Origin of the sequence: Granulicella sp. dw_53 (genome assembly GCF_018449545.1) — a bacterium.
Lineage (GTDB): Bacteria > Acidobacteriota > Terriglobia > Terriglobales > Acidobacteriaceae > Edaphobacter.
This window is the reverse complement of the sequence record NZ_JAAVUR010000014.1, coordinates 20,561-47,492: the sequence shown is the minus strand read 5'-3', so window position 1 is coordinate 47,492 and position 26,932 is coordinate 20,561. Positions and strand designations below refer to the sequence as shown.

Annotated in this window: 26 protein-coding genes; 10 read left to right on the top strand and 16 right to left on the bottom strand. The window is 60.1% G+C overall.

What is annotated here, in order from left to right; all coding sequences use genetic code 11:
- The first annotated feature begins 7 nt into the window (after positions 1–7).
- Together HB393_RS19305 and HB393_RS19300 are read left to right on the top strand one after the other, a co-directional pair.
- Entirely contained in the window at positions 8–598 is a 591-nt protein-coding gene (locus HB393_RS19305; protein WP_213806837.1) for a biliverdin-producing heme oxygenase, read from the top strand.
- A complete protein-coding gene (locus tag HB393_RS19300) occupies positions 595–2,130 on the top strand; it encodes a GAF domain-containing protein (protein WP_213806836.1) in 1,536 nt (511 codons plus the stop codon). The genes HB393_RS19305 and HB393_RS19300 overlap by 4 nt, the downstream gene beginning before the upstream one ends.
- Here the strand turns inward: HB393_RS19300 and HB393_RS19295 are convergent.
- The 9 genes from HB393_RS19295 to HB393_RS19255 form a co-directional block, all read right to left on the bottom strand.
- Complete coding sequence (locus HB393_RS19295; protein ID WP_213806835.1) at positions 2,102–3,655, bottom strand: PAS domain-containing sensor histidine kinase; 1,554 nt, start codon at positions 3,653–3,655, stop codon at positions 2,102–2,104. The two genes, HB393_RS19300 and HB393_RS19295, sit on opposite strands and share 29 nt — an antisense overlap.
- Before the next feature lie 100 nt (positions 3,656–3,755).
- Entirely contained in the window at positions 3,756–4,781 is a 1,026-nt protein-coding gene (locus HB393_RS19290; RefSeq protein ID WP_213806834.1) for a HEAT repeat domain-containing protein, read from the bottom strand.
- 42 nt (positions 4,782–4,823) lie between these two features.
- Positions 4,824–5,825, bottom strand: coding sequence for a HEAT repeat domain-containing protein (locus HB393_RS19285; RefSeq protein ID WP_213806833.1), 1,002 nt, complete (start codon positions 5,823–5,825; stop codon positions 4,824–4,826).
- A 53-nt stretch (positions 5,826–5,878) separates the two neighbouring features.
- Positions 5,879–6,601 (bottom strand): hypothetical protein, encoded by a 723-nt coding sequence (locus tag HB393_RS19280; protein ID WP_213806832.1) that lies wholly within the window; start codon positions 6,599–6,601, stop codon positions 5,879–5,881.
- Complete coding sequence (locus HB393_RS19275; RefSeq protein WP_213806831.1) at positions 6,598–7,182, bottom strand: sigma-70 family RNA polymerase sigma factor; 585 nt, start codon at positions 7,180–7,182, stop codon at positions 6,598–6,600. The genes HB393_RS19280 and HB393_RS19275 overlap by 4 nt, the downstream gene beginning before the upstream one ends.
- A gap of 121 nt (positions 7,183–7,303) precedes the next feature.
- On the bottom strand, positions 7,304–7,609 hold the full coding sequence (locus HB393_RS19270; protein ID WP_213806830.1) for a MoaD/ThiS family protein: 306 nt from the start codon (positions 7,607–7,609) through the stop codon (positions 7,304–7,306).
- On the bottom strand, positions 7,606–8,724 hold the full coding sequence (locus HB393_RS19265) for a sialidase family protein (protein ID WP_213806829.1): 1,119 nt from the start codon (positions 8,722–8,724) through the stop codon (positions 7,606–7,608). The genes HB393_RS19270 and HB393_RS19265 overlap by 4 nt, the downstream gene beginning before the upstream one ends.
- 62 nt (positions 8,725–8,786) lie before the next feature.
- On the bottom strand, positions 8,787–9,215 hold the full coding sequence (locus HB393_RS19260) for a DoxX family protein (protein ID WP_213806828.1): 429 nt from the start codon (positions 9,213–9,215) through the stop codon (positions 8,787–8,789).
- A gap of 38 nt (positions 9,216–9,253) precedes the next feature.
- The gene (locus HB393_RS19255) at positions 9,254–9,664 is read right to left on the bottom strand and encodes a helix-turn-helix domain-containing protein (RefSeq protein ID WP_345945315.1); all 411 of its coding nucleotides are present in this window, start codon (positions 9,662–9,664) and stop codon (positions 9,254–9,256) included.
- A gap of 174 nt (positions 9,665–9,838) precedes the next feature.
- Between HB393_RS19255 and HB393_RS19250 the strand changes: the two genes are divergently transcribed.
- On the top strand, positions 9,839–10,690 hold the full coding sequence (locus HB393_RS19250; protein ID WP_213806826.1) for a purine-nucleoside phosphorylase: 852 nt from the start codon (positions 9,839–9,841) through the stop codon (positions 10,688–10,690).
- Positions 10,691–10,706: 16 nt separating this feature from the next.
- Positions 10,707–11,342 (top strand): uridine kinase, encoded by a 636-nt coding sequence (gene udk, locus HB393_RS19245; protein WP_213806825.1) that lies wholly within the window; start codon positions 10,707–10,709, stop codon positions 11,340–11,342.
- On the opposite strand, the gene HB393_RS19240 is transcribed toward udk, so the two are convergent.
- From HB393_RS19240 to HB393_RS19230, 3 genes are all read right to left on the bottom strand, one after another.
- A complete protein-coding gene (locus HB393_RS19240; RefSeq protein WP_213806824.1) occupies positions 11,307–12,059 on the bottom strand; it encodes a 1-acyl-sn-glycerol-3-phosphate acyltransferase in 753 nt (250 codons plus the stop codon). The genes udk and HB393_RS19240 overlap by 36 nt on opposite strands.
- A complete protein-coding gene (locus HB393_RS19235; protein WP_213806823.1) occupies positions 12,059–12,865 on the bottom strand; it encodes a GNAT family N-acyltransferase in 807 nt (268 codons plus the stop codon). Before HB393_RS19235 ends, HB393_RS19240 begins: the two co-directional genes overlap by 1 nt.
- Before the next feature lie 107 nt (positions 12,866–12,972).
- Positions 12,973–13,740, bottom strand: a complete 768-nt coding sequence (locus HB393_RS19230) for a lysophospholipid acyltransferase family protein (protein ID WP_345945313.1) — start codon at positions 13,738–13,740, stop codon at positions 12,973–12,975.
- 90 nt (positions 13,741–13,830) lie between these two features.
- Between HB393_RS19230 and HB393_RS19225 the strand changes: the two genes are divergently transcribed.
- Positions 13,831–14,355 carry a DUF2062 domain-containing protein gene (locus HB393_RS19225; RefSeq protein ID WP_345945312.1) on the top strand — a complete coding sequence of 175 codons (525 nt, stop codon included), beginning with the start codon at positions 13,831–13,833 and terminating at the stop codon, positions 14,353–14,355.
- 23 nt (positions 14,356–14,378) lie between these two features.
- On the opposite strand, the gene HB393_RS19220 is transcribed toward HB393_RS19225, so the two are convergent.
- Both HB393_RS19220 and HB393_RS19215 read right to left on the bottom strand, forming a co-directional pair.
- Positions 14,379–15,311, bottom strand: coding sequence for a nuclease (locus HB393_RS19220; protein ID WP_255551373.1), 933 nt, complete (start codon positions 15,309–15,311; stop codon positions 14,379–14,381).
- 39 nt (positions 15,312–15,350) lie between these two features.
- Positions 15,351–16,673 carry a nicotinate phosphoribosyltransferase gene (locus tag HB393_RS19215; RefSeq protein ID WP_213806822.1) on the bottom strand — a complete coding sequence of 441 codons (1,323 nt, stop codon included), beginning with the start codon at positions 16,671–16,673 and terminating at the stop codon, positions 15,351–15,353.
- Between the two features lie 163 nt (positions 16,674–16,836).
- Here HB393_RS19215 and HB393_RS19210 point away from each other — a divergent pair, with 163 nt between their 5' ends.
- From HB393_RS19210 to HB393_RS19195, 4 genes are all read left to right on the top strand, one after another.
- Positions 16,837–17,910 (top strand): deoxyhypusine synthase, encoded by a 1,074-nt coding sequence (locus tag HB393_RS19210; protein ID WP_213806821.1) that lies wholly within the window; start codon positions 16,837–16,839, stop codon positions 17,908–17,910.
- Positions 17,911–18,278: 368 nt separating this feature from the next.
- The gene (locus HB393_RS19205) at positions 18,279–19,982 is read left to right on the top strand and encodes a response regulator (RefSeq protein WP_213806820.1); all 1,704 of its coding nucleotides are present in this window, start codon (positions 18,279–18,281) and stop codon (positions 19,980–19,982) included.
- 74 nt (positions 19,983–20,056) lie between these two features.
- Entirely contained in the window at positions 20,057–20,437 is a 381-nt protein-coding gene (locus tag HB393_RS19200; protein WP_213806819.1) for a response regulator, read from the top strand.
- Positions 20,438–20,530: 93 nt separating this feature from the next.
- A complete protein-coding gene (locus HB393_RS19195; RefSeq protein ID WP_213806818.1) occupies positions 20,531–20,854 on the top strand; it encodes an Hpt domain-containing protein in 324 nt (107 codons plus the stop codon).
- Positions 20,855–20,862: 8 nt separating this feature from the next.
- Here HB393_RS19195 and HB393_RS19190 read toward each other — a convergent pair whose 3' ends face one another.
- Together HB393_RS19190 and HB393_RS25555 are read right to left on the bottom strand one after the other, a co-directional pair.
- Positions 20,863–22,797 carry a glycoside hydrolase family 88 protein gene (locus HB393_RS19190; protein ID WP_213806817.1) on the bottom strand — a complete coding sequence of 645 codons (1,935 nt, stop codon included), beginning with the start codon at positions 22,795–22,797 and terminating at the stop codon, positions 20,863–20,865.
- A 166-nt stretch (positions 22,798–22,963) separates the two neighbouring features.
- On the bottom strand, positions 22,964–25,027 hold the full coding sequence (locus HB393_RS25555) for a DNRLRE domain-containing protein (protein WP_213806816.1): 2,064 nt from the start codon (positions 25,025–25,027) through the stop codon (positions 22,964–22,966).
- Positions 25,028–25,261: 234 nt separating this feature from the next.
- Between HB393_RS25555 and pgm the strand changes: the two genes are divergently transcribed.
- Positions 25,262–26,926 carry a phosphoglucomutase (alpha-D-glucose-1,6-bisphosphate-dependent) gene (pgm, locus tag HB393_RS19180; protein WP_213806815.1) on the top strand — a complete coding sequence of 555 codons (1,665 nt, stop codon included), beginning with the start codon at positions 25,262–25,264 and terminating at the stop codon, positions 26,924–26,926.
- Positions 26,927–26,932 lie beyond the last annotated feature (6 nt).

Sequence of the window (26,932 nt, the reverse complement as noted above, 5' to 3'; positions counted from 1 at the left end):
AAGAGAAATGCCAGCAGTGTTGGAGTTGATTCGAACGCGAACTCGTGCGCTTCACTCCCAACTGGAAGAGCGCATCGATCTCCAGCGAGCCTTGAGCTCCCGCGCGGAATATCGCAGTCTACTGGGCAGCCACCTTGGCCTCTACCGTCCATTTGAAAGCATGCTCGCCGCACAGCCCTCTTCAGTGCGCGACCTCATTCAATGGCCGGAGTGCAGCAAACTCCCACCCCTGGAACGTGACATGCAATCCCTTGGAGCCACGGTAAATCAGATCGAACAGATCCCCGATTGTCCTGGTCTGCCAAAGCTCGACACCCTCGATGCCGTCCTCGGAGCGCTCTACGTCATCGAAGGCTCAGCGCTCGGCGGCCAGATTATCTACCGCCAGATAGAAACAAGCCTCCACCTCGACAAGGACTCTGGAGCGTCCTTCTTCTTCGGCCAAGGCACAAATACCGGATCTAACTGGAAGGCCTTCCTAGGCTTACTGGAAGAGCACGTCAGCTTTCCGGAACAATCTGCACAGACAGCCTGCGCCATGTTCCAATCCTTTGAGCATTGGTTGATACACCGAACGACCTCACAGGAGCTTCAATGAGTGATTTCATCGTCAATCTGGATAACTGCGCCCGCGAGCCCATCCACATTCCCGGCGCCATCCAGCCCCATGGCGTCATGTTCGTTCTGAACGAGCCCGACCTCTCGATCCTGCAGGTAAGCAATAACACCGAATATTTCATTGGTCTCTCTCCCAACCAGCTTTTGGAGAAGGGGCTGGAGAGTTTTCTGCTTCCCGCCCAGGTCGATCGCGTCCGCTTCGCCTTGAACACATCAGACCCGACTGAAAATAATCCTGTCGATCTTCAACTGCGCTCCCGGCAGGAGGGTATCGAGTTGCAGGGAGTGGGGCACCGGTATGACGGCTTCTCCATCCTGGAGCTCGAAGCGGCCGTTCCCGCAGACAGCACTCACTTTCTCGACTTCTACAAGACGGTCTCGAAGACCACCGGCCGTCTGCAATTGGCCCCCACTCTGAAGTTCCTGCTGGACGAGGCTGCCGAAGGTCTGCGGGAGGTCACCGGATTTGACCGTGTGATGATCTATCGTTTCGCCCCGAACGGCGAAGGAGAGGTCGTCGCAGAGTCGCGAATCGCGTCCGTCGAGCCTTATCTCGGCCTCTGGTATCCCGCCAGTGATATCCCGGAGCAGGCTCGCCGCATGTATGCGCTCAGCCCGATACGCTCCATCCCCGACGTGGCCTATAAGCCTGTACCCCTTACGCCTGCCATCAATCCGGTGAGCCGCAGGCCGACCGACCTCACCTACGCTGGCCTGCGAAGCGTCTCCCCCATCCATTGCGAGTACCTCACCAACATGGGAGTCCTGGCCTCGACGTCCATCTCCATCCTGCGGGATGGCAAGCTCTGGGGATTGATCTCCTGCCATCATTACTCGCCCAAGGTGGTCCACTTCGAGCTCAGGAAGGCATGCACCTTCCTAGGTCAGGTACTCTCAGGCGAGATCGTACGCCGCGAGATTGAGGAGGAGTCTGCCTACAGCGCCCAGTCCAACGCCATCCAGGCCCGCTTCCTGGAACTCATGGCCGGATCGTCCGATCCATTGCTCGCGCTACTGAAGTTCACCCCAAACCTCTTGAACCTGATCCCAGCGGCAGGGGCTGCCATCGTCGTCGGCGATCAGGTGCAGACACTAGGCATCACGCCCAGCTACACGGAGCTGCTCACACTCGTCGATTCTTTGCGAAAGATGAACGTCCCGTCTACCTTCTTCACCAACTCCCTGAAGAACAACTTCGCGGCAGCGGAGAAGTTTACCCAGACGGCCTCGGGAGTGATCGCACTGGAGATCTCACGCCATCCCCTCAAATGCATCCTCTACTTCCGCCCGGAGATCGCTCAGACAGTTACATGGGCAGGAAATCCCGACAAGCCCGTCCTCCCCACGGAGGACGGCTTCCGCCTCGCACCCCGTGCCTCGTTTGCAGCCTGGAAGGAAGAGGTCCGAGGAACGGCATCACCCTGGACCGCCAGTGAGCGCCGCGTCGCCGACGACCTCCGCAACCTCGTCACTGCCGCATCCTTTAGGAGGAACGCAGCGACGGCAGGATAACCCCGGAGTTCCCAGGTTGCACTGGCTGTGGAGGACGGATCGCCTCAAACGGAAGAAAGATGGAGATCACCGTTCCGGACGAACCCACGCCCGTCGAACTACGGAGCGAGATCGTGCCGCCATGATTTTCGATGAGATCCTTGCTGATCCAAAGTCCTAATCCAGTTCCGTTAATACCTTTCGTGGTGAAAAAAGCCTCGAAGATATGCTTCCGGTTCTTCTCTTCAACCCCATGTCCCGTATCGCCGACTGTGATGTGTACGCCGAGCCGCTGGCGAGTCTTCCAATCCGTGGAGGATCGCAGCCGGACCCGCAGTCGTCCTCCCTGCGGGGTGGCGTCGATCGCATTCCCAATGATGTTGGCGATTACCTGGCGAATCTCCCCGGCGAAACAGTTAAGGGGTGGCGTGCCGTGATACTCGCGATGGATCTGGAGGCCGCCCGACTTGATACGGGGCTTGTAGATTGCCAGTACCGAATCCAGGACGTCCGCGATCCGAACCGGGACCGCCGCACTGGATTGCTTGTGGAAACGCAACGCCTGGGTCGTAATCTCCGCGATCCGAGCCAGTTCGTCCTGCGCGGAGTTGAGATACTCACGCGCCGTTTGATCGAGCGAGGGATTGTTGATTAGCAGATACACAAGATTTGTCACAGCAGCCAGAGGATTGTTGATCTCATGCGAGATGCTCGAAGCCAGCTTTCCTACCGCCGCCAGCTTCTCCGACTGACGCAACGCCGTCTCGGTCTTCCTTTGCGAGTCGATATCGGTGGAGGTCCGGACGAACGCTGTCAGGCTGCCATCGGTATCGAAGACTGGTAGGCCTCTGCCCAGGTGGTAGATATACTCTCCGTCGTGACGACGGAGCCGATACTCCGTCTCAAAGATTCCTCGCTCCGCAATCGCCCTTTCCCAGACCGCTAGAGAGTGCTCCCGGTCTTCAGGATGAACGAACTCAATCCAGCGCCGGCCACTGATCTGTTCCAGCGGAACTCCGAAATACTCCAACGTGCGAGAGGTGGCATAGTTCATATCGCCGTTCGGATCGGCCCACCAAATCAGAGCAGGTAGAGCCTGGGTCAAAACCTCGAATCGACCGTCGCTCTGAATTCCGGACAATTTCTGCGGCGTCACATCGACCGCGAAACCTACCATTCCATACGGCGTGCCGTCCTCATGCTGCAGCAGCGAAACCGAGAGATGGATGTAGATGTAATTTCCCAGCTTCCTCTGGTGCCGGAGCTCGCCCGAAAATCCACCCGTCTTCATTACCGCCGGGATCAGCGTCTCAGTCAGGAACTCACGATCCTCCGGCGGATAGAGGATTGCGACGTTCTGCCATTCCAACTCCTCCGGAGTATAGCCATAGACTGTCGAGACAACCCTGTTGCATCCCGTAATCACCCCATCCAGATCCGTAAAGATCACACAGTCGTGCATCCGATCCAAAAGGGCAGAAGGCAGCGAAAGCCGCTTAGCCTGGGTCGCCGCAACAGTTTGCTCGGGAGTGTGTGGGATGTCCACAGCTTACGGGACTCCTCTCTGGATTCATGTCTGCGCCTGACGCAGCAGAATAACCCCAGTCTATAACGCATCTCCTAAGCTATTTGTCGTTCACCTAACACTATCGTTGCAGCAGCTGCGTCAGATAATCCAACGCACGGGGATCCTTGGGCTGTCCCAGCCAGAATACCGCCTGCTTCCGCACCGCGGGATCCTTCCCCGTCTGGGCGAGTTGGATCAGTTGGGTCGTGGCCTCATCCTGTGGCAGACGCGAGATTGCGAAGACCGCCGACTTCCGCAGGCTCGCCTCGGGATCGTTCTCCGCCATCTCATGCAGGTCGCCAAGCACCAATTTGCCGCCCTTCTGTGCCATCCAGAACTGGGCCTGTTTTCGCACCCGCACCGAACTATCGTTATGCGCTATCCGTACCAGCTCTGGAATCGCCTCCGATTCCTTGCTCAAGGTCAGGTCGAAGGTCAGCTTCTCCCGGAACGCATCGTCTGCGTCCTCCCTCGCCCAGTGCTGGATCGCGAGAAATCCATCGTGCCCTCGCTGATTCGCCAGCCAGAAAGCTGCCTTCTCTCTCAATTCCAAATCGCTTCCCGGCGCACCAAGTCCAATCAAAGCCGGCGTAGCCTCCGGCGCCGCGTGAGCCGAGATCGCAAAGACCGCTCCATCTCGCAGCTTCTTTGAATCCTTCTGCTTTGCCAGCGCCGTCAACGTCGTCACGCTGTCCTCCGCACCTACATTCGTCAACCAGGCCACCCGCATTCCCCCGGCATCGATGGATCGCTCGATATTCTCCACCCGAATCTTCTCGACTGCTCCAGCCGTGACTCGCAGGAAGATCATCGCCTGCGCGGGAGCCTTCCCTTCCTCCTCATGGCTCTTCACCACACTCCCATGATCGCCTTCAAGATAGGTCATCCCGCCGTTGTCCCTTGCAGAAAACCCTCGCGTAGCAGGAATGCTATATCCCACCCACGCCGTAGCCTTCGTGCTCTTCAATGCTTCGAGCTCTCCAGCAAGCCCCTTGCTCGCAGGCCGACTTGTAAGCTCTGCATGAACGATCTGCGGTTGCTGAGCGCTAACCGCAGCGCCAGACAAAACTACTGCCATCACAACCATTCCGATAAATTGGCGCATGGATCTCTCCTTCTTGGTCAGTAGACAGCGAGTTGCAACGACTTACTTCAGCAGCTCCATCATGTAGTCGGTCGCGGCCTTGTCATGCATCAGCGCAAGCTGCGAGACGATGTTGCGTTTTACGTTCAGGTCCTTCTCGTTGCGCGCCAGCTCCACCATCCTCGGCGCATCACCCGAGATGAAGAACGCCGAGATGATCGACTTCCTGACGCTGGCGTCCGACGTGCTTCGATACACCTCCGCCAGCGTATCGTTCGCCCTCTTGCCTTGAAAGACCGCCATCGACTGGATCGCCTCGCGCTGCAGCTCCGGATCCATCTTCCCCAGCACAGCATCATGCAGCACGGACTGCGCCTCCGGAGACCTGCTCTGCGCCAGCACAAACAGCGCATGCTTCTTCACCCTCATCGATTGGTTTCCGCTGAGCATAGCACGCAGAACGGGAATAGCCTTCGCTGGATCCTGGTTCAGCAGCGAGTTCAGCGCCAGAAGCTTAAGATCGTCATCCGAGCCTCGCTGAACCGCATCTCGGCCATGCCGTCTCTCACCATCCATATCCGGCATGGGAGGCATAGGAAGAGATGGTGGCTCAGGCAGCTCTACATCGACATCAAAATCGCGCCGCAAGGGGATCGATACCGCACGGCAATCTGTGTTCCACGGACTCGACGCATACTGCGACCGCAGCTGGTTGCACGTAGCCAACGCTAGTGGCCCCTTGCCCAGCTTGTTCAGCGTATAGGCCTTCCAGTACAGAGCCGCATCCGCCCGCTTGCCTTTGGCGTTGATCACCTTATCGAAGGACGCCACTGCCTCCGGCCATTGCTGCTGCTCCAGAGCGCGGCTGCCTGCGGCGTACGCAGCATCCTCCTCCTGCGTAGAGGATGTGCTGGAACGCGAGGTCGAAGTCGAGCTCGAAGTCGATCCATCGCTTCGGACCGCTCGCTGGCTCTGTGCCGCCCCCTGTTCCGCCAAGAGCGCATGCAGAGGAGAGACAGCCGAGACAAAGAGAAGTGCGCAAGGGAGAAGAGTAAAACGCGTCATAGTTTTCATAGTGTGTGGCCCCGATTGTGCCGCCGTATTGGTTCGATAGAAGTTCATTGCCCCACCTGTCCGTTCTGCCGCAGAATACGAAGATCCAGTAGCAATCCATCTGTATTCATCTCGACTCGTAGCTGCAGCGTTCTGTGCTCGCTCTCACCATCCGAGGTGTGGTCGATCGTCGTCAGGACGCGCCCCAGGTTATCGAGCACCGCAGCCTCGGCTACATCGCCCTGCTCGTGTGCCGTATGGACATACACGGCATTCTTCAGCAGCAGGTTGTGTGCCTGGCTGCGCATCGTATTGTCCAGCGGCCCGGAGGCGTGGTTTACCTCTGTCAACAATCTCTCCGCCGCATCCAGATGATTTGCAATCGCCGGATCGGCCGGCCGCGTCGTCAACGGTCCACGGCCATTGATCGCGTAGTTCGGCTTCGGCACAACTTGTCTCCGGACATGTACTCCGAACAGAGCCACCACGACCAGCAAAGCCGCTGCGACCAGTCCCGCAGAGCCCCACACCCAGCCAGCACGCAGAAGACCGAAGCGCCTCCGCGGAGCAGCCTCCAGCACCGTCAGATTCCCACGCAGCCACTGCCAATTGCGCTCCACATCTGGAGCCGGCACCGGCTCCGCGGAGAACACACGCAACGTCTCCGCGATCGCATCCGACATGGCGGCACACACCACGCACTCCTCCAGGTGCCGCCGGATCTCACCCTCATTCGCCCCCTCATGCAGCTGATATGCGATTAAATCCTCTTCCGAAAAGTGCTTCATACCTGACCTCCTGTTACCGGCGCAAGACATTGGCGCAGCTTGCCAACCGCGCGAAAGACCGCCTGCTTGGCCGAGTTACTCGTGACATTCAATGCAACCGCAATCTCTGCGATCGGCAGCTCTTCCATATGGCGCAGCGTAAACGCCGTCCGCTCCATCGGCGTCAACGAGTCCAGAGCAGCGTGCCGCAACGTAATCGCCTCTTGGTCCAGCAACAATCGCTCCGGCCCTGCCTTCTCATCCGCAAACTGGATCGTCCCCTCCGCCTTCGAGGCCTCCTCCGCGATTCGCGGTCCATGCTGGCTAAGGTCCCGGCTGCGCCGTTCCACGAGATTGAAGGAGGTATTCATAGCGATCCGCGTAATCCAAGTCGAAAAGGTCGAGTCCTGCCGGAAGCTAGCCAGCTTGTTGTAGGCACGCAGAAAGGCCTCCTGCGCCGCCTCCTCCGCGTCTTCCTGGTTCCCGGTGATTCGAAAGGCGATACGATGCACCGAATGGAAGTAACGCTCCATCAGTACGCGATATGCGTCCCTGTCTCCAGTCAGCACTCGCCGAATCGCATCTGTCTCAACCTTGTCCATTCGCCCGATTAGACAACCAATCCACCCACCGGTTAGGTCGTCAGCAAAGTTTTTTTACAAACTCTCCCCGCCACCCAACTGAGTCCCATCCTCTTCCCCATTGTGCCGGGAAGGGGAGCCGTCAGACCCACTGCCCGCCAGCGACCGCCCCAATCACCAACAACGGCTCCCGCCCTGCCGCTACTGCCTCTGGCAACACTACATCCAGTCCCTCGTGCGACAAATCCTCCTCACAGGCAAAGAATCGCAGGAATGCACGACGTTCCCCCGTCCTCTGGTCCCGGATGGTTCCGCGCAGCATCGGATGCCGCTCCTCCAACGCATCCAGTACAGTGCGCACGGTCGTCTGCCCCTCAACCTCCAGCGTCACCTCACCCGACACTCCGGCCAACGTCCGCAGATGCCCCGGCAACTCCACCCGTATCATGCCGGCAACGTCTGCACCTCGACAGACAATACAGCCGGCAGATCTCGAACAATCGGAGCCCAGCTCTCACCCGCGTTCGGCGAACAATACACCTGCCCACCTGTCGTGCCGAAGTAGACTCCACACTGATCCAGGGAGTCCACCGCCATCGCATCCCGCAGCACATTCACGTAACAGTCCTTCTGCGGCAATCCCTTCGTCAGTGGCTCCCACTCATTGCCTCCTGAACGGCTCCTGTACACGCGCAGCTTGCCGTCCAATGGAAAGTGCTCTCCATCGCTCTTGATCGGCACCACGTAGATCGTCTCGGGCTCGTGGGCATGCACATCGATGCAGAATCCGAAGTCGGTCGGCAGATTGCCGCTCACCTCATGCCAGTTATCTCCTGCATCATCGCTCCGCATGACATCCCAGTGCTTTTGCATGAACAGTACCCCCGGCCGCTCCGGGTGCATTGCAATGTGGTGGACGCAGTGCCCTACCTCCGCCGCCGGATCGGGAATGTGCTGCGATCGCAGCCCCCTGTTGATAGCCTTCCACGTCTCTCCGCCATCGTCGGTTCGAAACGCCCCCGCCGACGAGATTGCAATGAACATTCTCTGCGCATCCGTAGGATCCAGCATGATCGTATGAAGACACATCCCTCCGGCACCCGGCTGCCAGTGCGGTCCGGAGCCGTGTTTGCGCAGACCGGAGATCTCACCCCAACTCTTCCCACCATCTGTCGACCTAAAAAGCGCCGCGTCTTCTACCCCTGCATACACCGTATCCACGTCCGTCAGTGAAGGCTCCAGATGCCACACCCGTTTGAACTCCCACGGATGCGCCGTTCCGTCGTACCACTGATGCGTGCCCGGCACACCGTCGTAGGCGAAGTTGTTCCCTACTGGCTCCCACGTCTTTCCACCGTCATCCGACCGCTGCATCACCTGCCCAAACCATCCGCTGGTCTGCGACGCGTAGATCCGGTTCGGATCCACCGGCGATCCCTTCAAGTGATACATCTCCCACCCGGCAAAGTGCGGCCCGCTCACCTCCCACTTCTCCCTCTTCCCATCCGAGGTCAGTACAAATGCGCCTTTGCGTGTTCCAACCAGCACTCGAACTCTACACATAGAATCTCTCCTCTTTGTATAAGTCTTGTGACTCCAGCATCCCGCGACGCGAGATGCAACCATCAAGCAAAAAGCAACCGCCGTACCCTTCTATCCCGCAGATATAGGCCCAGCCAGATCAGTACTCCCAGATAGACCGGAAAGAGTGTCTGACTCCAAAGTGGATCGCCCAGGCGCAGATGCGTCAAGATCGCACCCCCCAGATACCCCGTCAGTAGAATCGCCCCGACCACCATCGTTCTGGGAATTGCGTACAACAAAGTGCACACCAGCAGTACCACCCCAATCGGAGTGATAATCTCCGCCGGCAGCGCCAGCTTCGCGCAGGCCTCCAGCACAGGGAGTGGCTTCCAGAACTTCGCCACTGCATCCATCAGCAGAAGAAGAACGATCACCGCGCTGATGCCGCGTCCCGTCCACATCTGCGCCTTCGATACATCCTCTGTCGAATTCGTCCTCGTCGTCGTTTCGCCAGCGTTCAGGACAGTCATACGCGACCTCCTCCTTACAACGTTCCTGCTCACTCCATCTAACCTGGCCCAAACTTCGGCAGAATCGGAGTCGGATCCCGCTCCTCCCATCGCCTTCGCGTCTCCGCCAACACCCAATCCCGGTTCTTCGCCATCTCTGCCATCACAGCGCAAGGTGCTCCAGAGTCTTCATGTTTCGCGCCCCAAAGCAGAAGGTCCAACAGCACCGGAGCGAGATCGATCCCCTTCTCCGTCAATCGGTAATTCACCTTCCTGCCATCAGTCGCTTCGACCTCCGCCATAAGAATCCCGGCAGCTTTCAGCCGCCGCAGACGGTCCGCCAGAATATTCGTCGCGATCCCCTCTCCCGAAGCCAGAAACTCCTTGAACGTCTTATTCGACCGCACCATCATGTCGCGAATGATCAGCAAAGACCAGCGATCTCCAAACATGTCCAGCGAAAGGCTCACCGGACATCCCGACCGCCGCTTCCCTGGAGCTCGCTTCGCCACGCCGAACAAACTAGCAAATCAAACTTGCAATGTGCAAGTATTTCTTACATAGGCCATTCTCCCCGTGGCCGAGCCACCTCGCTTCATCCGACGAAGCTCCCTTTTCCCTGTAACCTGAAATACGAAACCCACATGAGCGATCTCTTCTCCCAAGCCCAATCCGCAGTCGAATTCATTCGAAGCCAGACCACGACCCAACCTACCCTCGGCATCATCCTTGGCTCCGGTCTCGGCAACTTCGCCTCCCAGGTCGAGAACCCCATCGCCATCCCCTACGCCAACATCCCGAACTTTCCCATCTCCACCGTCAGCGGCCACTCCGGGCAGCTCGTCCTCGGCACCATCGCCGGAGTCCCCGTCGCAGTTATGCAGGGACGCGTCCACGCCTACGAAGGCTACTCCATCTCTCAGGTCAGCTTTCCCACCCGCGTCCTCGGGCTGCTCGGTTGCAAAACCCTCATCGTCACCAACGCCGCCGGCGGCATCCGCGCCGACATCCCCCAGGGCTCACTCGTCGCCATCTCCGACCACATCAACCTGACCGGCACCAACGCCGCCCTCGGCCCCAACGAACCCCGCTTCGCCCTCAGTCCCGGCTCCGGAGAGCGATTCTTCGACATGACCACCGCCTACTCTCCCGCTCTCCGGGCACTCGCTGTCGCGGAGGCGCAAAGGCAGGGCTTCACTTTGACGGAGGGCGTCTACCTCGCCGTCCTGGGGCCGTCCTTTGAGACCCCCGCTGAGATCCGCGCCTTCCGCATCCTCGGAGCCGACCTCGTCGGTATGTCTACTGTCCACGAGGTCATCGTCGCCCGCCACATGGGCCTCCAGATCCTCGGCCTCTCCCTCGTCACCAACATGGCCGCCGGAGTCACCGGAGAGGCCATCCACCACGAAGAGGTCATGGAGATAGGCCGCCGCGTGGAGCGCCAGTTCACCTCCCTCCTCACCGCACTCATCCCTCAGCTTGGAGCAAACAGCTAAGAGCTGGCGACCGACCATGCAGCCTCCAACTCCCAAACGTCAGCCTCTCGTCATCGCCATCGCCGGCTGCTCCGGCTCCGGTAAGACCACCCTGGCCCGCGAGCTCACCACCCAGCTCGACGCCACGCTCTTCCCTCTCGATCTCTACTATCGCGACCTCTCCCGGCTCCCTCACGACGCCCGCGAAAAACAGAACTTCGATCACCCTGACTCCCTCGAGAGTGAACTCATCCTTGAGCACGTCCGAGCGCTCGCAGCCGGCCATCCCGTTCAACGCCCCGTCTACGACTTCTCCACCCACTCCCGCGTGCCCAACCGCTCCGAGACCGTCACCCCAACCGCCGTCGTCATCGTCGAAGGCATTCTCGCCCTCCACTACTCTGAGCTCGTTCCACTCTACGACTTCAGCATCTACGTCAACGCCCCCAACGAGGTCTGCCTCAACCGCCGCATCTATCGCGACATGCGTGAGCGTGGCCGCACCGAAGAGAGCGTCCGCGCCCAGTTCGAAGCCACCGCTAAGCCCATGGCCGACCTCTACGTCCTGCCCTCGCAGACCCGAGCCACCATGACCGTCGAAGGCACCGACTCTCTCGACTGGTCCATCGAGCAGGTCCTACAGCGCCTCCACCAGCTCCGCCTCACGCGCTGACCCCTCATACATCTCCAACACCTGCTCCCTGGCTGCCACGGCCAGTACAAAGCGATCCTCACGATCTCGCACCTCCGTCCCGAACTGCAACTCCACCTGAACATCCCGGAGCTGCAAAAAACGTAACAGATGCGGTACCAATCCCATCTCGCCCCACCAGCAGATGTCCTCTTCCACGCTGCCATGCTCAACCGAATACCGCAAAGCCGCCGTCCGCAGGGCGACACGCTCGTTTAACACCGAATGAAACAAACCTCGTCGAAACGCCAGCACCTCACTGCCATTTGTGGTCGTTCCCTCTGGAAAGAACAACGCCGGCAATCCGCTCCGGTAGGCTGCGGCCATCGCGGCATTTACTGCCGGATACGTCGTCGGCCCTCCGCCACGCGTCACGTACACCGTTCCAGCCTGCGTCGTCAGTCCACCGAGCAGTGGCCAACGACGCACCTCACTCTTCGCCACCATCACGAACGGCCTGACGGCGTTCATCACCACCACATCCAGATAGCTCAGGTGGTTCGACACCACCGCTCCATCCTGTGGCACCTCTCCACTCACGCGACACTCGATCCTAAGCATCGCCACAATCTTGCGGCAGAGCTGATGGATTCGCATCGCGCCCTCCAGAGCGGTCTTCGGCCTGCGCAGAGCAAAACCCACCGCCGCAGCCAGCAACAGCCACAGAAGTTTCATTCCGCGCAGTATGGAACGCAGCATTACCGTCCTAGAAACCGCGCCGCGACCCGCGGATGCAGCGTCTCAAGATCCAACAATGTCAAAAAGTCGATCGTCCCGAACTCCCGATCGATCGCCGGAACTCCGCAGATCTTCGCCCCAATCGTCAAATAAGCCCGCAACAGCTTCGGCACCTTAATCTCGTCTACTCCACCCGCCATCTCAGGCATCTCGAACTCCGCCGTCGGCGCAGTCCGCAGCTCCGGCTCGACCCTATAGCGCTCCAGAGACTTGTACACCGCATATCCCATCTCCGGATCCTGCGACGTCAGCGAGCAGCAACCCATCATGTACCGTCCGCCGTTCACCAGCGCATAGCGCGCAATTCCACGCCACAACAGGTGCAAGACCTCCGGCGACCGGTGCTCCCGGTGGATACAGGCGCGGCCCAACTCCACGATCTGCCTGCGCATCCCCTCGTACGGCCCAAAACAGAACTCCTGTTCACTGTAATATCCAAAATTCTCTGCGGCTACATTGCCCATCTGGATCCTGTACGTCCCCACGATCTCCCCCGTGGTGCGCTCCTCCACAATCAGGTGATCGCAGATCGCGTCATAGCGATCTTGATCCTTGCCATCTGCATATGCCGACATCAATCCTTCATGAAGCTCCAGGTTGAAGATCCTGAACCGCAGCCGATAGACCTCTGCCCGTTCATGCTCCGTCAACGCCAGCCGGGCGACGTACGCTCCCATCTCCAACCGTACATCTTGCCTTGGTTGCAGCTCCGGAAGGAGAACTCCGGGCACTAGAGACACAACGGACGACTCGCTGGCAATCAGCATCGACGCTCCTTGTAATCAGGAATGTGTGGTTCGATGTGATCTTGTGCGGCTATCGTTTACAGCAGGTCTATAGAACGTGAAGATTCGTTGAACAACAAATGGTGCATCTAAACCTGGGCTGTCTGCCGCCCCATCTGTGCCAAACTGGCCCTTTCAAGTGCGGAAACGGCGTTATAAGCCTCCACCGCCGCCTGCTTCCGGTGAAGCAAATCGCTGGAGAAGCGAATCGGCTCCTCCGCAAACCGCACCACCGCCCGTACGTTCCGCAACGCCAGAAATCGGAACACATGCGGCCACATCGGCGTGTCGCCCCAATACGCAACATCGTCGGCGACCGTCACTCCAGCCTCATTTCCCTCGCCCAGCTCATACGACACATAAGCCGCCGTCACCGGCTGCCCTGCCTCCATCGCCTGCGCCAGAAGGCCGGAGTGGAACTTCAGCATCGCTTCTCCATTGGTCGTCGTACCCTCCGGAAAGAACACCACCGGCAGTCCCGCCTTGGCCGCCGTCTGCATCCCACCCGACGCCCTCCGTGCCGATCCCCCACGTCCCCGCTCCACATACACCGTTCCTGACATCGTCGTCATCCAGCCCACCACCGGCCACCGGGCGATCTCCGCCTTGGACACGAACACACAGGGATGCAGCGCCGCGAACACCACAATATCCAGGTAACCCAGGTGGTTCGAGATCACGGCACCCGCCTCCGGATACCTGCCCACTACCTCAATCTCCACTCCAAACCGCTTCATCGCCCTCGCACAGAACCGGTGCAGCCAATCGGCACGCGCCTGCCGCGTCGCCGGACGAGTCACCAGCAACTCCGTCCCTGCAACGACGAACATTCCCCCCAACTGAAGACTTCGTCCCACCGACCTTAGAAATCCTGCCAACCCGCCTCCCGGCACAACCTTTTACACCTGGCCAACCGCAACTTACTCTTCGCAGTCTATCCTCTAGCAGTGACCCTGGATCAAACACTCCCGCAACATGGCTGGGCCTATCGTCAAATCGCCCTCCCCGTACTGGCTCTGCTTCGTCGTGGAACCTCTCCCGAAAAGCTCGCCTGGAGCCTCTCCGCCGGAGTTCTCATCGGCATCAATCCCATCCTTGGGTCCACTACGGTGCTCTGCTTGCTGCTGGCTTTTATCTTCCGGCTCAATATCGTCGCTTCGCAGATCACCAATCACCTGGTCTATCCTCTGCAACTTCTCCTGGTGATTCCGTTTATCAGCCTGGGCAGCCGTCTCTTCCACACCTTGCCGATGCCCTTGTCGGCCAAAGAACTCCTCCATGCCGCTCGCGAAACCCCGGTCGCACTCATTCGTCAGCTATGGCTATGGGAGAGTCACGCTCTCGTTGTTTGGGCGATCGTATCCGTTGCGTTAATCCCCGTCCTGGCGTTCAGTCTTATGCCGTTACTGGGTAGGCTCCTTCTCAGAGTCCAGCACCACGACTACCCCGTACTCCCTGCACCCAAGGACTAACGCACCCGCTATTCACGCCTTATTTAATTTGGCTTGTAGGGGGGAACCGGATCCCCAGACCGCAACCACGCCGTATAAATCATGTTCCGCAGTTCGATCGCCCCGTCTGCCAGCCGCGCATCGGTGAACGTCTTTGCCTCGGGAGTTCCCGCGCCCGCGAACCCGCCCGCCTTCTCCAGCCGGTAGGTTTCTTCCACGAAGGTGTGCGAATGCCGCAGATACCGTACAAAGTCTTCGAACGGGTCCGCCAACACCATCGGCTTTGTCGGCTCCACCAGCGGCGCCACATCTGCCGCCTTCACGTTCAAATGCACGTAATCCCCTTCCACCAGCCCATGGAGTTTCTTCGACGTCGAATATCCGTTTGGGTTCTCCCCGATCCACCCGTTATAGTTGATCGTCGTGTGCAGCGGCTGCGACCCATCCGCCACAAAATGTCCCAACTCTCCCGCCAGAAAGACGATCTCGTTCTCCGCAGGCTTCGTGTCCCGCTTCGCGGCCAGCTCCCGCCGGTAGTCCCGCATCGCGCTCAACAGGCTCACGTAATACTCGTAGGTTGAATACGGCAGCAGCCCTGCATTCTGCGCACTCAAATCCATATTCGGATGCGCCGCCTGCGCAGCCGCCAGAGCCTTCATGTACTCATACCGCCTCCGTGGCAGCGGTCCCCCCAGGTCGGCTTCTTCCAGATTGATGTCATGCTCTGGCACCATCGTCGAGAAGAGCGTCGGGTCCCCGTTACGGAATTGGTCCGGCTGCGGTCCGTAATAATCCATCGCGTCCTGCGCCGCCTTCGACCGCAAAAACTCCGGCACATCGCCAGGCAGATAAGTTACCGCCAGCCTGTTGATCATCGAATGCCCGTCATGTCCCCACGCCAGCACACTCGTCGCCATCATGCACGGCACTAATGTCACCGCTACCGCCAGTCGAACCAAACCACCAAATCTCATCATCCCGAAAGTATAACCAGACTCGATGAATCGTTCGCGATCTTAAACCACCACCGCCGCACCGACCTCCGCTCCACTCCCAAACACTTGCCGATACCGTTCAATCTCGCTCGCTGGCCCCGTGGCCTTCCGCGCATTGTCGCTCAACTTGACCGCCGGCCGCCCCTCTACCGTCATCAACTTGCACACCAGGCTGATCGGCCCCAGCGTGTCCTCGCCCCGCGGATGACAGCCACGAAAATCGTTCGTCAACAAAGTCCCCCAACCCGCACTGAATCGAATACGCCCCCGAAAGTACTCGTGTAATCGAACGATGTCCTCCACATCCAATCCATCCGAAGCGATCAACCGCTTCCCTCTCGGATCGCGTCCGCGCTGCATCAGCCACCCAATGTACTCATCCCCCGCGACAACCGGATCCTTGCTATCGATCCTCTGCCCGGTCCAGTCCGCCACCCAGTCGGGAGCACCTTGCAAAAATTGCGTCGTACCAAACGTGTCAGGCAACATGATCAGTAGCGACCCGCCATAACTCCTCTGCCACAGCTCCAGCACCTTGTACTGCGAAGCCCGCAACTGTTCATCGCTTCCCTCCGAAGCCATCGCCGCCAAAGCCATCGGCAACTCATGCGCATTCGTACCAATCGCCTCCAGATCATGCTTGTAAGCCAGTGCCGTATTTGAGGTCCCTGTAAACCGCTCGTCGCCGTTTTGATTCAGGCTCACCCGCATCGCCTGCACACAATACTCCTGCCACAAAAAGCTGTGCCGCCGCCGCGTTCCAAAGTCCGAGAGCTGCAGCCCCTCCACCTTTCGCAGCCGCTCGATCTTGTCCCACAACCTCGTCTTCGCCCTCGCATACAAGACATCTAGCTCCAACTCACTCAACTGCCCCAGCGCCGACCGCGTCTTCAACTCGCTCACGATCGCCAGCGCATAGACCTCCCACATCGTCACCTCGGTCCACAGCCCGCTGAACCGCAGCACCAGTTGCCCATCGTCCTCCAGTACCTCATAACGGCTCAGTTTGAAATCCTTCTCCAGCCACTCCAGGAACCCCGGCTCGAAGATGCTGCGCGTCGCATAAAACGTATTGCCCGCCAGCCACACCATCTCCGACCGTCGAAAACGCAGTCCCCGCACATGCTCCATCTGGTCGATCAGCGCCGCCACGTCGACGCGCTCTGCCAACCGCACCTCGACGGTCCGATTCACCACCTCGCTCGTCACCTGCACCGCTGGAAAGTTCTTCCAGATGAACTGCAACATCAGCAGCTTGTAAAAGTCCGTATCCAGCAGAGACCGCACAATCGGATCCAGCTTCCAGTTATGGTTATGCGCCCGCTCCGCAAAGTTGACATTCACGTCGAATCACCTCATACCCCACCATCCGGTTAGCCTACCAACCCAAACCCCAAAAAGTATCACTCTTTCCCAATGAACCGCGCGCCCGCTCCCTGGCGCCTCCTCCAAAATTCATCGAAAACCCGCATCAGTCCAGCCCAAACGTTGCTATCCTAGTAAAGCCATGCCAACGAAAAAGGAACTCCTCGCCCACCCCATCCAGCACCTCGATATCACGCAGCACAACGTCGTCCCTCTGGTCGACGCTATGGCTCACATGGCCTACTCCGCGCGTGACACCGCCCGCGCCGCCAACATCTACGACATGATGCTCCGTGATACCGACTGCGGCGTCATCCTCTGCCTCGCCGGCTCCCTCATCTCCGCAGGTCTCCAAAAGATCTTCGTCGACCTCCTCCGCAATAACATGGTCGACGCCATCGTCTCCACCGGCGCCAACATCGTCGATCAGGACTTCTTCGAAGCCCTCGGCTTCAACCACTACATCGCCGGCGACGAGTACAAGTACGGAGCGGGCGACGCCGACCTCCGCGAGCTCATGATCGACCGCATCTACGACACCTTCATCGACGAAGAAGAGCTCCGCATCTGCGACGAGACCACCCACCAGATCACCAACTCGCTGCCCCCCCGCCCCCACTCCTCCCGCGAGTTCATCCGCGAGATGGGAGCCTACCTCGCCAAAAACGGCAAGACCCCGCAGGATGGTGGCCGCGACTCCATCGTCCTCGCCGCCTACGAGAAGAACGTCCCCATCTTCTGCCCCGCCTTCTCCGACTGCTCCGCCGGCTTCGGTCTCGTCGCCCACCAGCACGCCCGTCAGGGTAAGCCCCACGTCTCCATCGACTCCGCCAAGGACTTCTACGAGATCACCCAGCTCAAAATCGCCAACCCCACCACGGGTCTCCTCATGATCGGTGGCGGCGTCCCCAAGAACTTCGCCCAGGACATCGTCGTAGCCGCCGATATCCTCGGAGTCGAAGCCTCCATGCATAAGTACGCCATCCAGATCACCGTGGCGGACGCCCGCGACGGCGCTCTCTCCGGTTCAACCCTCAAGGAAGCCAGCTCCTGGGGCAAAGTGGACCTCACCTACGAACAGATGGTCTACTCCGAGGCCACCCTCGCACTGCCCCTGATCACCGGCTACGCCCTCCACAAACAGGCCGCCGCAGCCCGTTCCGGCAAGAACTGGGCGGAGATCCTAGATAAGGTCTCAGAGACCGTCTCTGCGTAATGCAACTTTAGTCTCTAAAACTCGTAGTCCATGCAAAAAAGGCCGCCTCTTACCAGGCGGCCTTTTTACGCCTAACCCTAGCTGAATCTGCTCTTTCGCTATTGTCACTACTGATAACCCACCAAGGTGTTATTCCCGCTGTCACCCCATTTCTGTCATCCTTTTTTGCAGTAACCAGGAAATTCTGCAGCATGCATCTGCGCTTTCAATAAAGGAACCTGCCGCCGATATCACTTGCATTGCTGCCTTTAACAAGTCGGGCTGGGGCCTCAGGAAAGACTTCCCCGCATGAAGTTCCCCGGCGGGTCACCATTTCATGAATTACCATTGTTCAGCAAAGAAAGTTACTGCACAGGTCACCAACAAAAATGCATATCCTGCCAATCCTCTGCTATCTCTCTTTGCTCAGCACCTGCGGCGTCCTTCTATTCGCCTTCATGCGCGCCCAGCGTTCTATCCGTGAACTCGCCCAGCAGCTCACCTTCGCCCGGGAAGAGCAGCACCAGAATAAGATCCAGCTCACCCAACGCTCTGAGCTCGATACCCTCAAGGATGAGTTCATCTCCACCGTCTCTCACGAGCTGCGCACCCCTCTCACCAGCATCCGCGGAGCGCTCGGGCTCCTCTCCTCCGGCGTCATCGGTGACGTCGACGCCAAGGCCCAGAACCTCCTTCGCATCGCAGTCACCAACACAGACCGCCTGATTCGCCTCATCAACGACATCCTCGACCTCGAACGCATGGAGTCCGGCCGCGCCCCTCTCCAGATCCGCCGCTGCTCTCTTCGCGAGATCGCCCAGCAGGCCATCGAGTCCATGACCGGCATGGCCGAAGCCAACACCGTCCACCTCGAGCTCGCCCCCCTCACTCCGGCTCAGGCCGCGACCGCCGACTCCCTCTTCTTCGATGGCGACGCCGACCGCATCCTTCAGGTCCTCACCAACCTCCTCTCCAACGCCGTCAAATTCTCTCCTCCGGCCTCAACGGTCCGCATCTTTACCGAGGCGACCGCCGACTCCATCCTCTTCAAAGTCTCCGACGAAGGCCGTGGAATCCCCGCAGACCAGCTCGACACCATCTTCGACCGCTTCCAGCAGGTCGAACCCTCCGACGCCCGCCAGAAGGGTGGCACCGGCCTCGGCCTCGCGATCTGCCGCAGCATCGTCCAGCAACACTGCGGTTCCATCTGGGCGCAGCGCAATCTCGGCCCCGGAACTACCCTCTACGTGATGCTGCCACGCACCGTCCGATCCACCGATATCATGGCCGAGCAGCAGCTTCCCCCCGTCGCACAAACCCAAGGCGCCATCCTGGTCTGCGATGACGACGAGGGTATCCGCACTATCGTCAACCACCACCTCACCCGTCAGGGATACACCGTCATCGAGGCCGCATCCGGCGAAGAAGCCCTCGTTCACGCCGCCGAGAGCCACATCGAAGCGATCCTCCTCGATCTCTACATGCCCGGCCTCAGCGGTTGGGAGACCCTCCAGCGTCTCCGGAACACCCCAGCCACGGCGCACATCCCGGTCGTCATCCTCTCCGTCCTCTCCTCCGCCCTGCGCCCCCAGCTCACCGGCGACGCCCAGGGCTGGGTCCAGAAACCCTTCAACGAGAGTCTCCTCTTTGCAGAACTCGGCCGCGTCCTCCACTCCGGCGAAGGCCCAGCCCACGTCCTTCTCGTCGAAGACGACGAAGACCTCGCCAGCGTCATCATCTCCAGCTTTCAGGACGCCGCCGTCTACCTCGATCACGCCTCCTCCCGCCAGCAGGCCATCCGGCACTGCATCACCCGCCGGCCGGACCTCCTAATCCTGGATCTCACCCTCCCCGACGGAGACGGTTTCTCCCTCGTCGAATGGCTCCGCAACCAGCCCAATCTCAGCACTCTCCCCCTGGTCGTCTACTCCGGACGAGAGGTCTCGGAGCAGGATATGGCCAAGCTCCGCCTCGGACCCACCGAGTTTCTTACCAAGGCAAAGGTACAACCGCAGGAGGTCGAAACCCTCGTCCTCTCGATGGTTCGTAACCTCCGGTCCAACAAGCTTTCGGACTTCGCCACCGTCTCCTAAGACTCCTATTCCGGCAAACGACCCTCTTCAGTAAACTCCGCAGACTTTCTTCGCATGAGAGAATTACAACGCTCATGCGAAGAATTCTTATCATTGACGACGAAGATGATATTCGAGAGGTTGCTGCTCTTGCCCTCGAAGCCGTCGCCGGTTGGGAGATCAGCACCGCCAGCTCGGGTGCCGAAGGCATGGCCCTTGCGGTCAACGCCAAGATTAAGCCCGACGCCATCCTGATGGATGTGATGATGCCCGAGGTCGACGGCCCCACGACTTTTGGTCTGATGCAGAGAAATCCAGCCATCTCCAACATTCCCGTGCTGCTCCTCACCGCCAAAGTTCAAGGCGTCGATCAGCGCCGTTTCGCCAATTTGGGAGTCAGCGCCGTCCTTTTCAAACCCTTCGATCCCTTAACCTTGGCCAAGCAGATCTCCGAGGCCCTGGGCTGGAAGGATTAGTAACTCGCACAGTTCCCTATTGGTCCGAAGTACCGCAGACTGGACCATCAACCCCTCTCCCCAACCCGCACTTGTCGTCTAGAATGGCAACCGATGACACCGGACGCCGCAGCTGAAACCGCAGCACTGATCGCCGAGCTCTGGCAACGCCACCTCCCTGCCCTCCTCCAGCGCCTCGATACCCTCGACCGCATTGCAGCCAGCGCTGCCGCCACCCCACTCTCCAGCGAGGACCGCAACGAGGGACTCGGCATCTCTCACAAATTGGCCGGATCTCTTGGGATGTATGGTTACCACCACGGAACGGAGGTCGCCATGCAGCTTGAGCTCCTCTTCCGCTCCGATCCCTCCGTGGATCAGGATCGCCTCGGCCCGCTCACCAAAGAGCTCCGCGAGGCGATCTTCCCCACCCGATAGTCTCTGCTCTAACGGCTCTGCCGCAGAGTCCATCCCGCCAGATCCACCGCCGCCGCAAACCCGTCGTAGTCCAGGGGCAGATTGTTCCGCCGGTCCACATACTCGTTATAGAGCCACGGATCGACCACCGCATACACCGTGCCCTTCCCTACCTTGGCAACAGCCATCATCACATCGCTCTTCGGCTCCGTCGTCGCAGTCAATACTGCCTTCGCCGGTCCCGATACCGTAATGGTCGAGGTGTCCTTCAGATATGCCTTGTGTGGCTGTGCAAACACTCCCGTTCCCGCAGGAATCATCAACGTCCCCGCTGGAAAATCATCATTCACCACATGGTTCCGCAGCACCGCGTTGAAGTGGATTCCGAACCGGTCGGTCAACGTATTGAAGTGCTCGAACTCCGCATTAGGCCCGTCGTTCTGCATCAATAGCAGCACGCCACCCGCCTTCACCCACGCCTCGATTGCATCCCCACTGGCCTTGTCCATGTAGTTCGGCTTAGGATTCTTGATCGGAATATCCGGAGAAGCCATGATGAAGACCTGCGCCTTCTTCAGCCGCGTAGCCCCCTCTGCTGTACCCGGAGCCACCGTCTCCTCCTCCAACTCCGCCCCATACCGTTGGAATGCCCTGCCAAAGAACGCAAATCCGTTGTTCGTGTCATCGTCCCACTTGTAGTGAAATAGCTCCGTCTGCCCCGCAGCATTCTTCCGCGTCTGCGAGTTGAACCACGCGTCCACCATCACTACCTTGCCCCGTGCCATCCCTGCCGTCGCGCTCTGTTCCATCTCAGATCCTGCCAGGAGATACGCCCCTACACCCTTCGCATCCTGGTCGATGATCTTCTCCCCGATGTAGTACTCATACGTTCCGCTGCGATACGGCGAACCACCCAACCCACCTACCTTCACCGTCCCATGCAGAGTCACAGCCCCATCCGCATCGGCCGTCACAAACCTCTTCTGAACACCCTCCCATCCACGCTTCGCAACAGCCTCATCCGCGATCGGCAGATAGCCCATCCGCGCCCCCTTCGCCAGCGCATACACAAACATGCAGCTCGCCGAAGCCTCCGGATAGTTCCCCGCCTTCCCTGCCTTATCCATCACCTGCCACCAAAGCCCGGTCTGCTTATCCTGATACTGCACAATTGCCGCCGCCGTCCGGTTTAACGCCGCAACTAACTTCGCTCGCTCCGGATGGTCCTTCGGAAACCAGTCCAACACGTCCACCAGCGCCATCGCATACCACCCGATCGCCCGAGCCCACAGCTCCGGAGACAACCCAGTCGTCTTGTCGGCCCACGCCATCTGCTTCGACTCGTCCCACCCATGCTTCAGCAGGCCAGTCTTCGGATCGCGCATCTTCCCATCCATCAGCAGCAGTTCCTTCGCGATATCGTCGAAGTCGCCTCGCTCCTGAAACGTCGCAGCATAAGCAGCACGAAAGGGCCCTGCCATATAAGCGCCATCCAGCCACATCTGGTTCGGATAGATCTGCTTATGCCAGTACCCGCCACTCGCCGTCCTCGGCTGTACCGCAAGCTGCTCATGGATAAACTTTGCCGCCTTGTAGTACCTCTCCTGCTGCGTCACCCGATACACCAGCATCACCGCCCGCCCCATCTCGATGTTGTCCAGCGAGTGCGCCTCCACCGAATAACCCTTGATCTCCCCATCCGCCGAGACATACTTGTCCACCGCCGCCTTGATGTACTTGAACTCCCGTCCATCCGCCGTCGTATGCCACTCCGCCGCCAGCCCATCCAGCAGAACGCCTTCCTCATACGCCCACTTGCCCGGATTGTTCTCGGTCGAGACCAATCCCGCCGGCCACGCCTTCATCACCGTATCCGCCATCTTCGCCGACGCAGACTCCTGCGCGCCCCCCACCCTCAAACCCATCGTCAGAACCACACCCAAACCAACCAGAACTCGTCTCATGTCTCTCCCAGACCCTCGCCTTCAAGCCTGCCAACCAGCATATCCTTCAACGTCCACCCCGTGAACCCACATGAATCACAATCCAATCGAACACCACATCAATCAGCATGTCATTCATCCGTGCTAATCCGCGAAGACCAGCGGTCGCCTTAGTCAGTCACTGCAATCAATTACAACTAACAGCAGTCCAAACCCCCAGCGGCGTCCCACTAGCGCCCGTCACGCCCACGTCCAGAAAACTCCCCGCGGTTATCGGAACGCTCCCCGTCGCAGTGCAGCTCGACCCTGGCGCTGGCGCACATACCAACGCGGTAGTCATGGCCCCCGGCACTCCATGACGCAACGTCGCCGTAATCGTATTCGTCTGCTGCGAAAACACGGAGAATGAGGTAACGGTACAAGCTGTTGGCACCCAGGTCAGCACTGAAGCATCCTCATTCACACTCATATTCGTATTACTCACCGAATAGAAGTTGAAGTTGAACGAGATCGCGTGATACATCGACAACATCGAAGCCCCACTTCCACCACCCCCGCCGCCACCGCTGGTTCCCGCAGCGCCTTGCGGAATCGTAAAATTCAACACCGCCGCCGAGGCCGTACCACTGTTTGTAACTGAAGCCAGCGTCCCTGCCGCTGCCGTTGTCACCGTTCCAACCGCCACCGTAGCCGCGGCTCCCGCAGGCCCAGTGGCGCCCTCATCGCCACGCTTCGCCAGCACACCCCACGCCGCAGGAAACATGTCCGGCTCAAGCCCCGAGGTAGTCGCCGCCGCGATATACGTCGTCCCATCGAGCACCACAGCATCCCCAATCCTGTACTCGGTTCCAGCATTCCAAGCTCCTCGATAGACCACCCCTGGAGGCCCCGTGCCCCCCGTCGCACCGGCAGCGCCCGCGGCACCGTTTGCGCCAGCCGGTCCGGTAGGTCCGGTCGCTCCAGTCAGACCCACATCCCCGGCAGCCCCTTGCGCCGCCAGCAGGCTCCAGAACTCCGGACTCGCCGGCGGCGTATGCCCGGCATTACTGGCCGCCACTGAGATATAACTCGAGCCCATATACGTCACCGCATCGTTCAGCCCATAGTTCACGTTTGACGCGTACAGCCCCCGATAGCTCAGCCCCGCCGTACCAGCAGCCCCAGTCGGTCCAGCCGCCCCCGCAGGTCCAGCCGGACCAGTAGCGCCCATAGGACCAGTAGTACCCGCCGGTCCCTGTGGCCCGGCCACGCCCGTCGGTCCCTGTGCTCCCGCCGGCCCGGACATTCCTTGCGGACCTTGCGGCCCCACTGGCCCTTGCACTCCCTGCGCCCCGGCAGGTCCAGTTCCACCCTGCGCCAGCAATCCCCAGTCCCCGGCGGATACATCAGGAGTATTTCCCTGATTTGAATCCACCAGCGACGTATAGCTCGACCCTTGAAACGCCACCACATCGCCTCGGACATAGTTCATGACCGACGAGTACGCCCCTTGATAGCTCCCTAAGCCCCCTCCCCCCGAACCGGCAGGCCCTGCCGGTCCCTGCGGTCCTACCGCGCCTGTATCCCCCTTGTCCCCCTTAGGCCCCACACCTCCAGTAGCACCTACCGGCCCTTGAACCCCCGCCACACCCTGTGGTCCCTGCAGCCCAGCCACTCCCGAAGGCCCCTGCGGTCCAACCAGCCCTTGCGGCCCCTGGGACGCCAAATCCACCTCCAACTCCGCAGCATGCCCCGTCAGGTCATTCTCTTTGCTGTCGAACTGAACGGCCGCCGACGCCGACGCCAGCGACACACCATGATTCGTCCCAGGATCCGCCATCCATCCCTGCACAAGGCCCGTAACATCCACGACCAGGTAAATCCCGGCCGACGTCACCGAAGCCGCCTGCCCGCTACCCAGCGACGGACGCGTCGCATACGTGACGCTGTCCTCCGCCCAATCTCCCATCACCGGCTGCACACTTACTTGACCGGCCGTATCCACCCGGTTGCAATAGACCTTCAGCACCGCCTTCGACACCTGCGTCGCAGTGGTTCCCACCGGCAGCGTGCCGAGATCGAACCTCAGCAGCGCCGTATACCCATTCCCCACATATAGGTTCGAGATCGTCCCGCTGTTCGCCGCTGGCAGAGCCTGGTTCACATGCGCATCGGCGACCAGCGTCGCCTGCACCGCAACCGCCGACTTTCCACCCCACACCATCATCAACAACCACGCGCCCTGGCGCAGCCGTCCCATCAACAGGCCCATCCATCCTCACAACGCTAGAAGCTCAACAGTGCACGCCGCAGCAGCCACCCATCTCGGAGACCGCAACTCAAAAAGGGAACCCTTCGTTTGTAGGGCAAGTCAAGCCCGAATACAAGTTTTTTCGTGCTCCATCTCCGAACTGGAATGAAAGTCGCCTTGGCGCGTTATTCCAACCGTTACCCGCATCCCATATATTGCAAAGAGTGCATCCCTTCGCACGAGGAAAAACACCGCATGAGCTCTCAGCCCGTCAATACCCCCGGTCAGCGTCCCGTCCCAGCCTCTCTCGTTAACATTCCTCGCCTCATCACCGCCTACTACGGCCTCCGCCCCGACCCCGCCATCCCCGGCCAGCGCGTCGCCTTCGGAACCTCGGGCCACCGCGGCAGCGCCTTTAGCAGTTCCTTCAACGACGCCCACATCGCCGCCATCACCCAGGCCATCGTCGACTACCGCAAGGAGGAGAGCATCACCGGCCCCCTCTTCCTCGCCCAGGACACCCACGCCCTCTCCGAGCCCGCCTTTTCCACCGCCCTCGAGGTCCTCGCCGCCAACTCCATCGACGTCATGGTCGACGATCAGCTCGCCTACACCCCCACCCCCGCTCTCTCCCACGCCATCCTCACCTACAACCGTGGCCGCAAGTTCAACCTCGCCGACGGCATCGTCATCACCCCCTCCCACAACCCACCCGAGGACGGCGGCTTTAAGTACAACCCACCCAGCGGCGGCCCAGCCGACACCACCGCCACCAAGTGGATCGAGAACCGCGCCAACGACCTCATCGCCGAGGCCCTCGCCAACCCAGCTACCACCAGCATCAAGCGCATCCCCTACAGCAAAGCCCTGGCCGCCTCCTCCACCCGCCGCCACGACTACATCACCGCCTACGTCAACGATCTCGCCAGCGTCATCGACTTCGCCGCCCTCGCAGGCACCTCCCTCACCTTCGCCGTCGACCCCCTCGGCGGAGCAGGCGTCCACTACTGGCCCCGCATCGTCGACAAGTATCGCCTTCCGTTACAAATCCTCAACCCCGACACCGACCCCACCTTCCGCTTCATGACCTGCGACTGGGACGGCCGCATCCGCATGGACTGCTCCAGCCCCTACGCTATGGCCTCCATGATCACCAACAAGGATCACTACGACGTCTCCTTCGCCGCCGACACCGACCACGACCGCCACGGCATCGTCACCCGCACCACCGGTCTGCTCAACCCCAACCACTATCTCGCCGTCTGCATCCAGTACCTCTTCACCCATCGCCCCGGTTGGAACGCCAGCATCGGCATCGGCAAAACCCTCGTCTCCTCCAGCATCATCGACCGCGTCGCCAAGGGCCTCAACCGCCCCATGCTCGAAGTCCCCGTCGGCTTCAAGTGGTTCGTCGACGGCCTCATCGACGGCACCCTCGGCTTCGTCGGCGAAGAGTCCGCCGGCGCCACCTTCCTCCGCTCCAACGGCCAGGTCTGGACCACCGACAAGGACGGTCTCATCCCCGGTCTCCTTTCCGCCGAGATGACCGCCCGCACCGGCAAAGACCCCGGCGAACTCTACCGCGACCTCACCAGAAAATACGGCGACCCCACCTACCAGCGCATCGACGCCGCCGCCACCAAAGAACAAAAGGCCAAGCTCTCCAAACTATCCCCCACGCAAGTCACCGCCAAAGAGCTGGCCGGAGACCCCATTACCGCCATCCTCACCGAAGCGCCCGGCAACAAAGCCCCCATCGGCGGACTCAAAGTCACCACCGAAAACGGCTGGTTCGCCGCCCGTCCCTCCGGCACCGAAGACGTCTATAAGATCTACGCCGAATCCTTCAACGGCCCCGACCACCTCAAGCAAATCCAAACCGAGGCTCAACAACTCGTCAGTGCTGCTTTTGAAGCCTAGTCCACG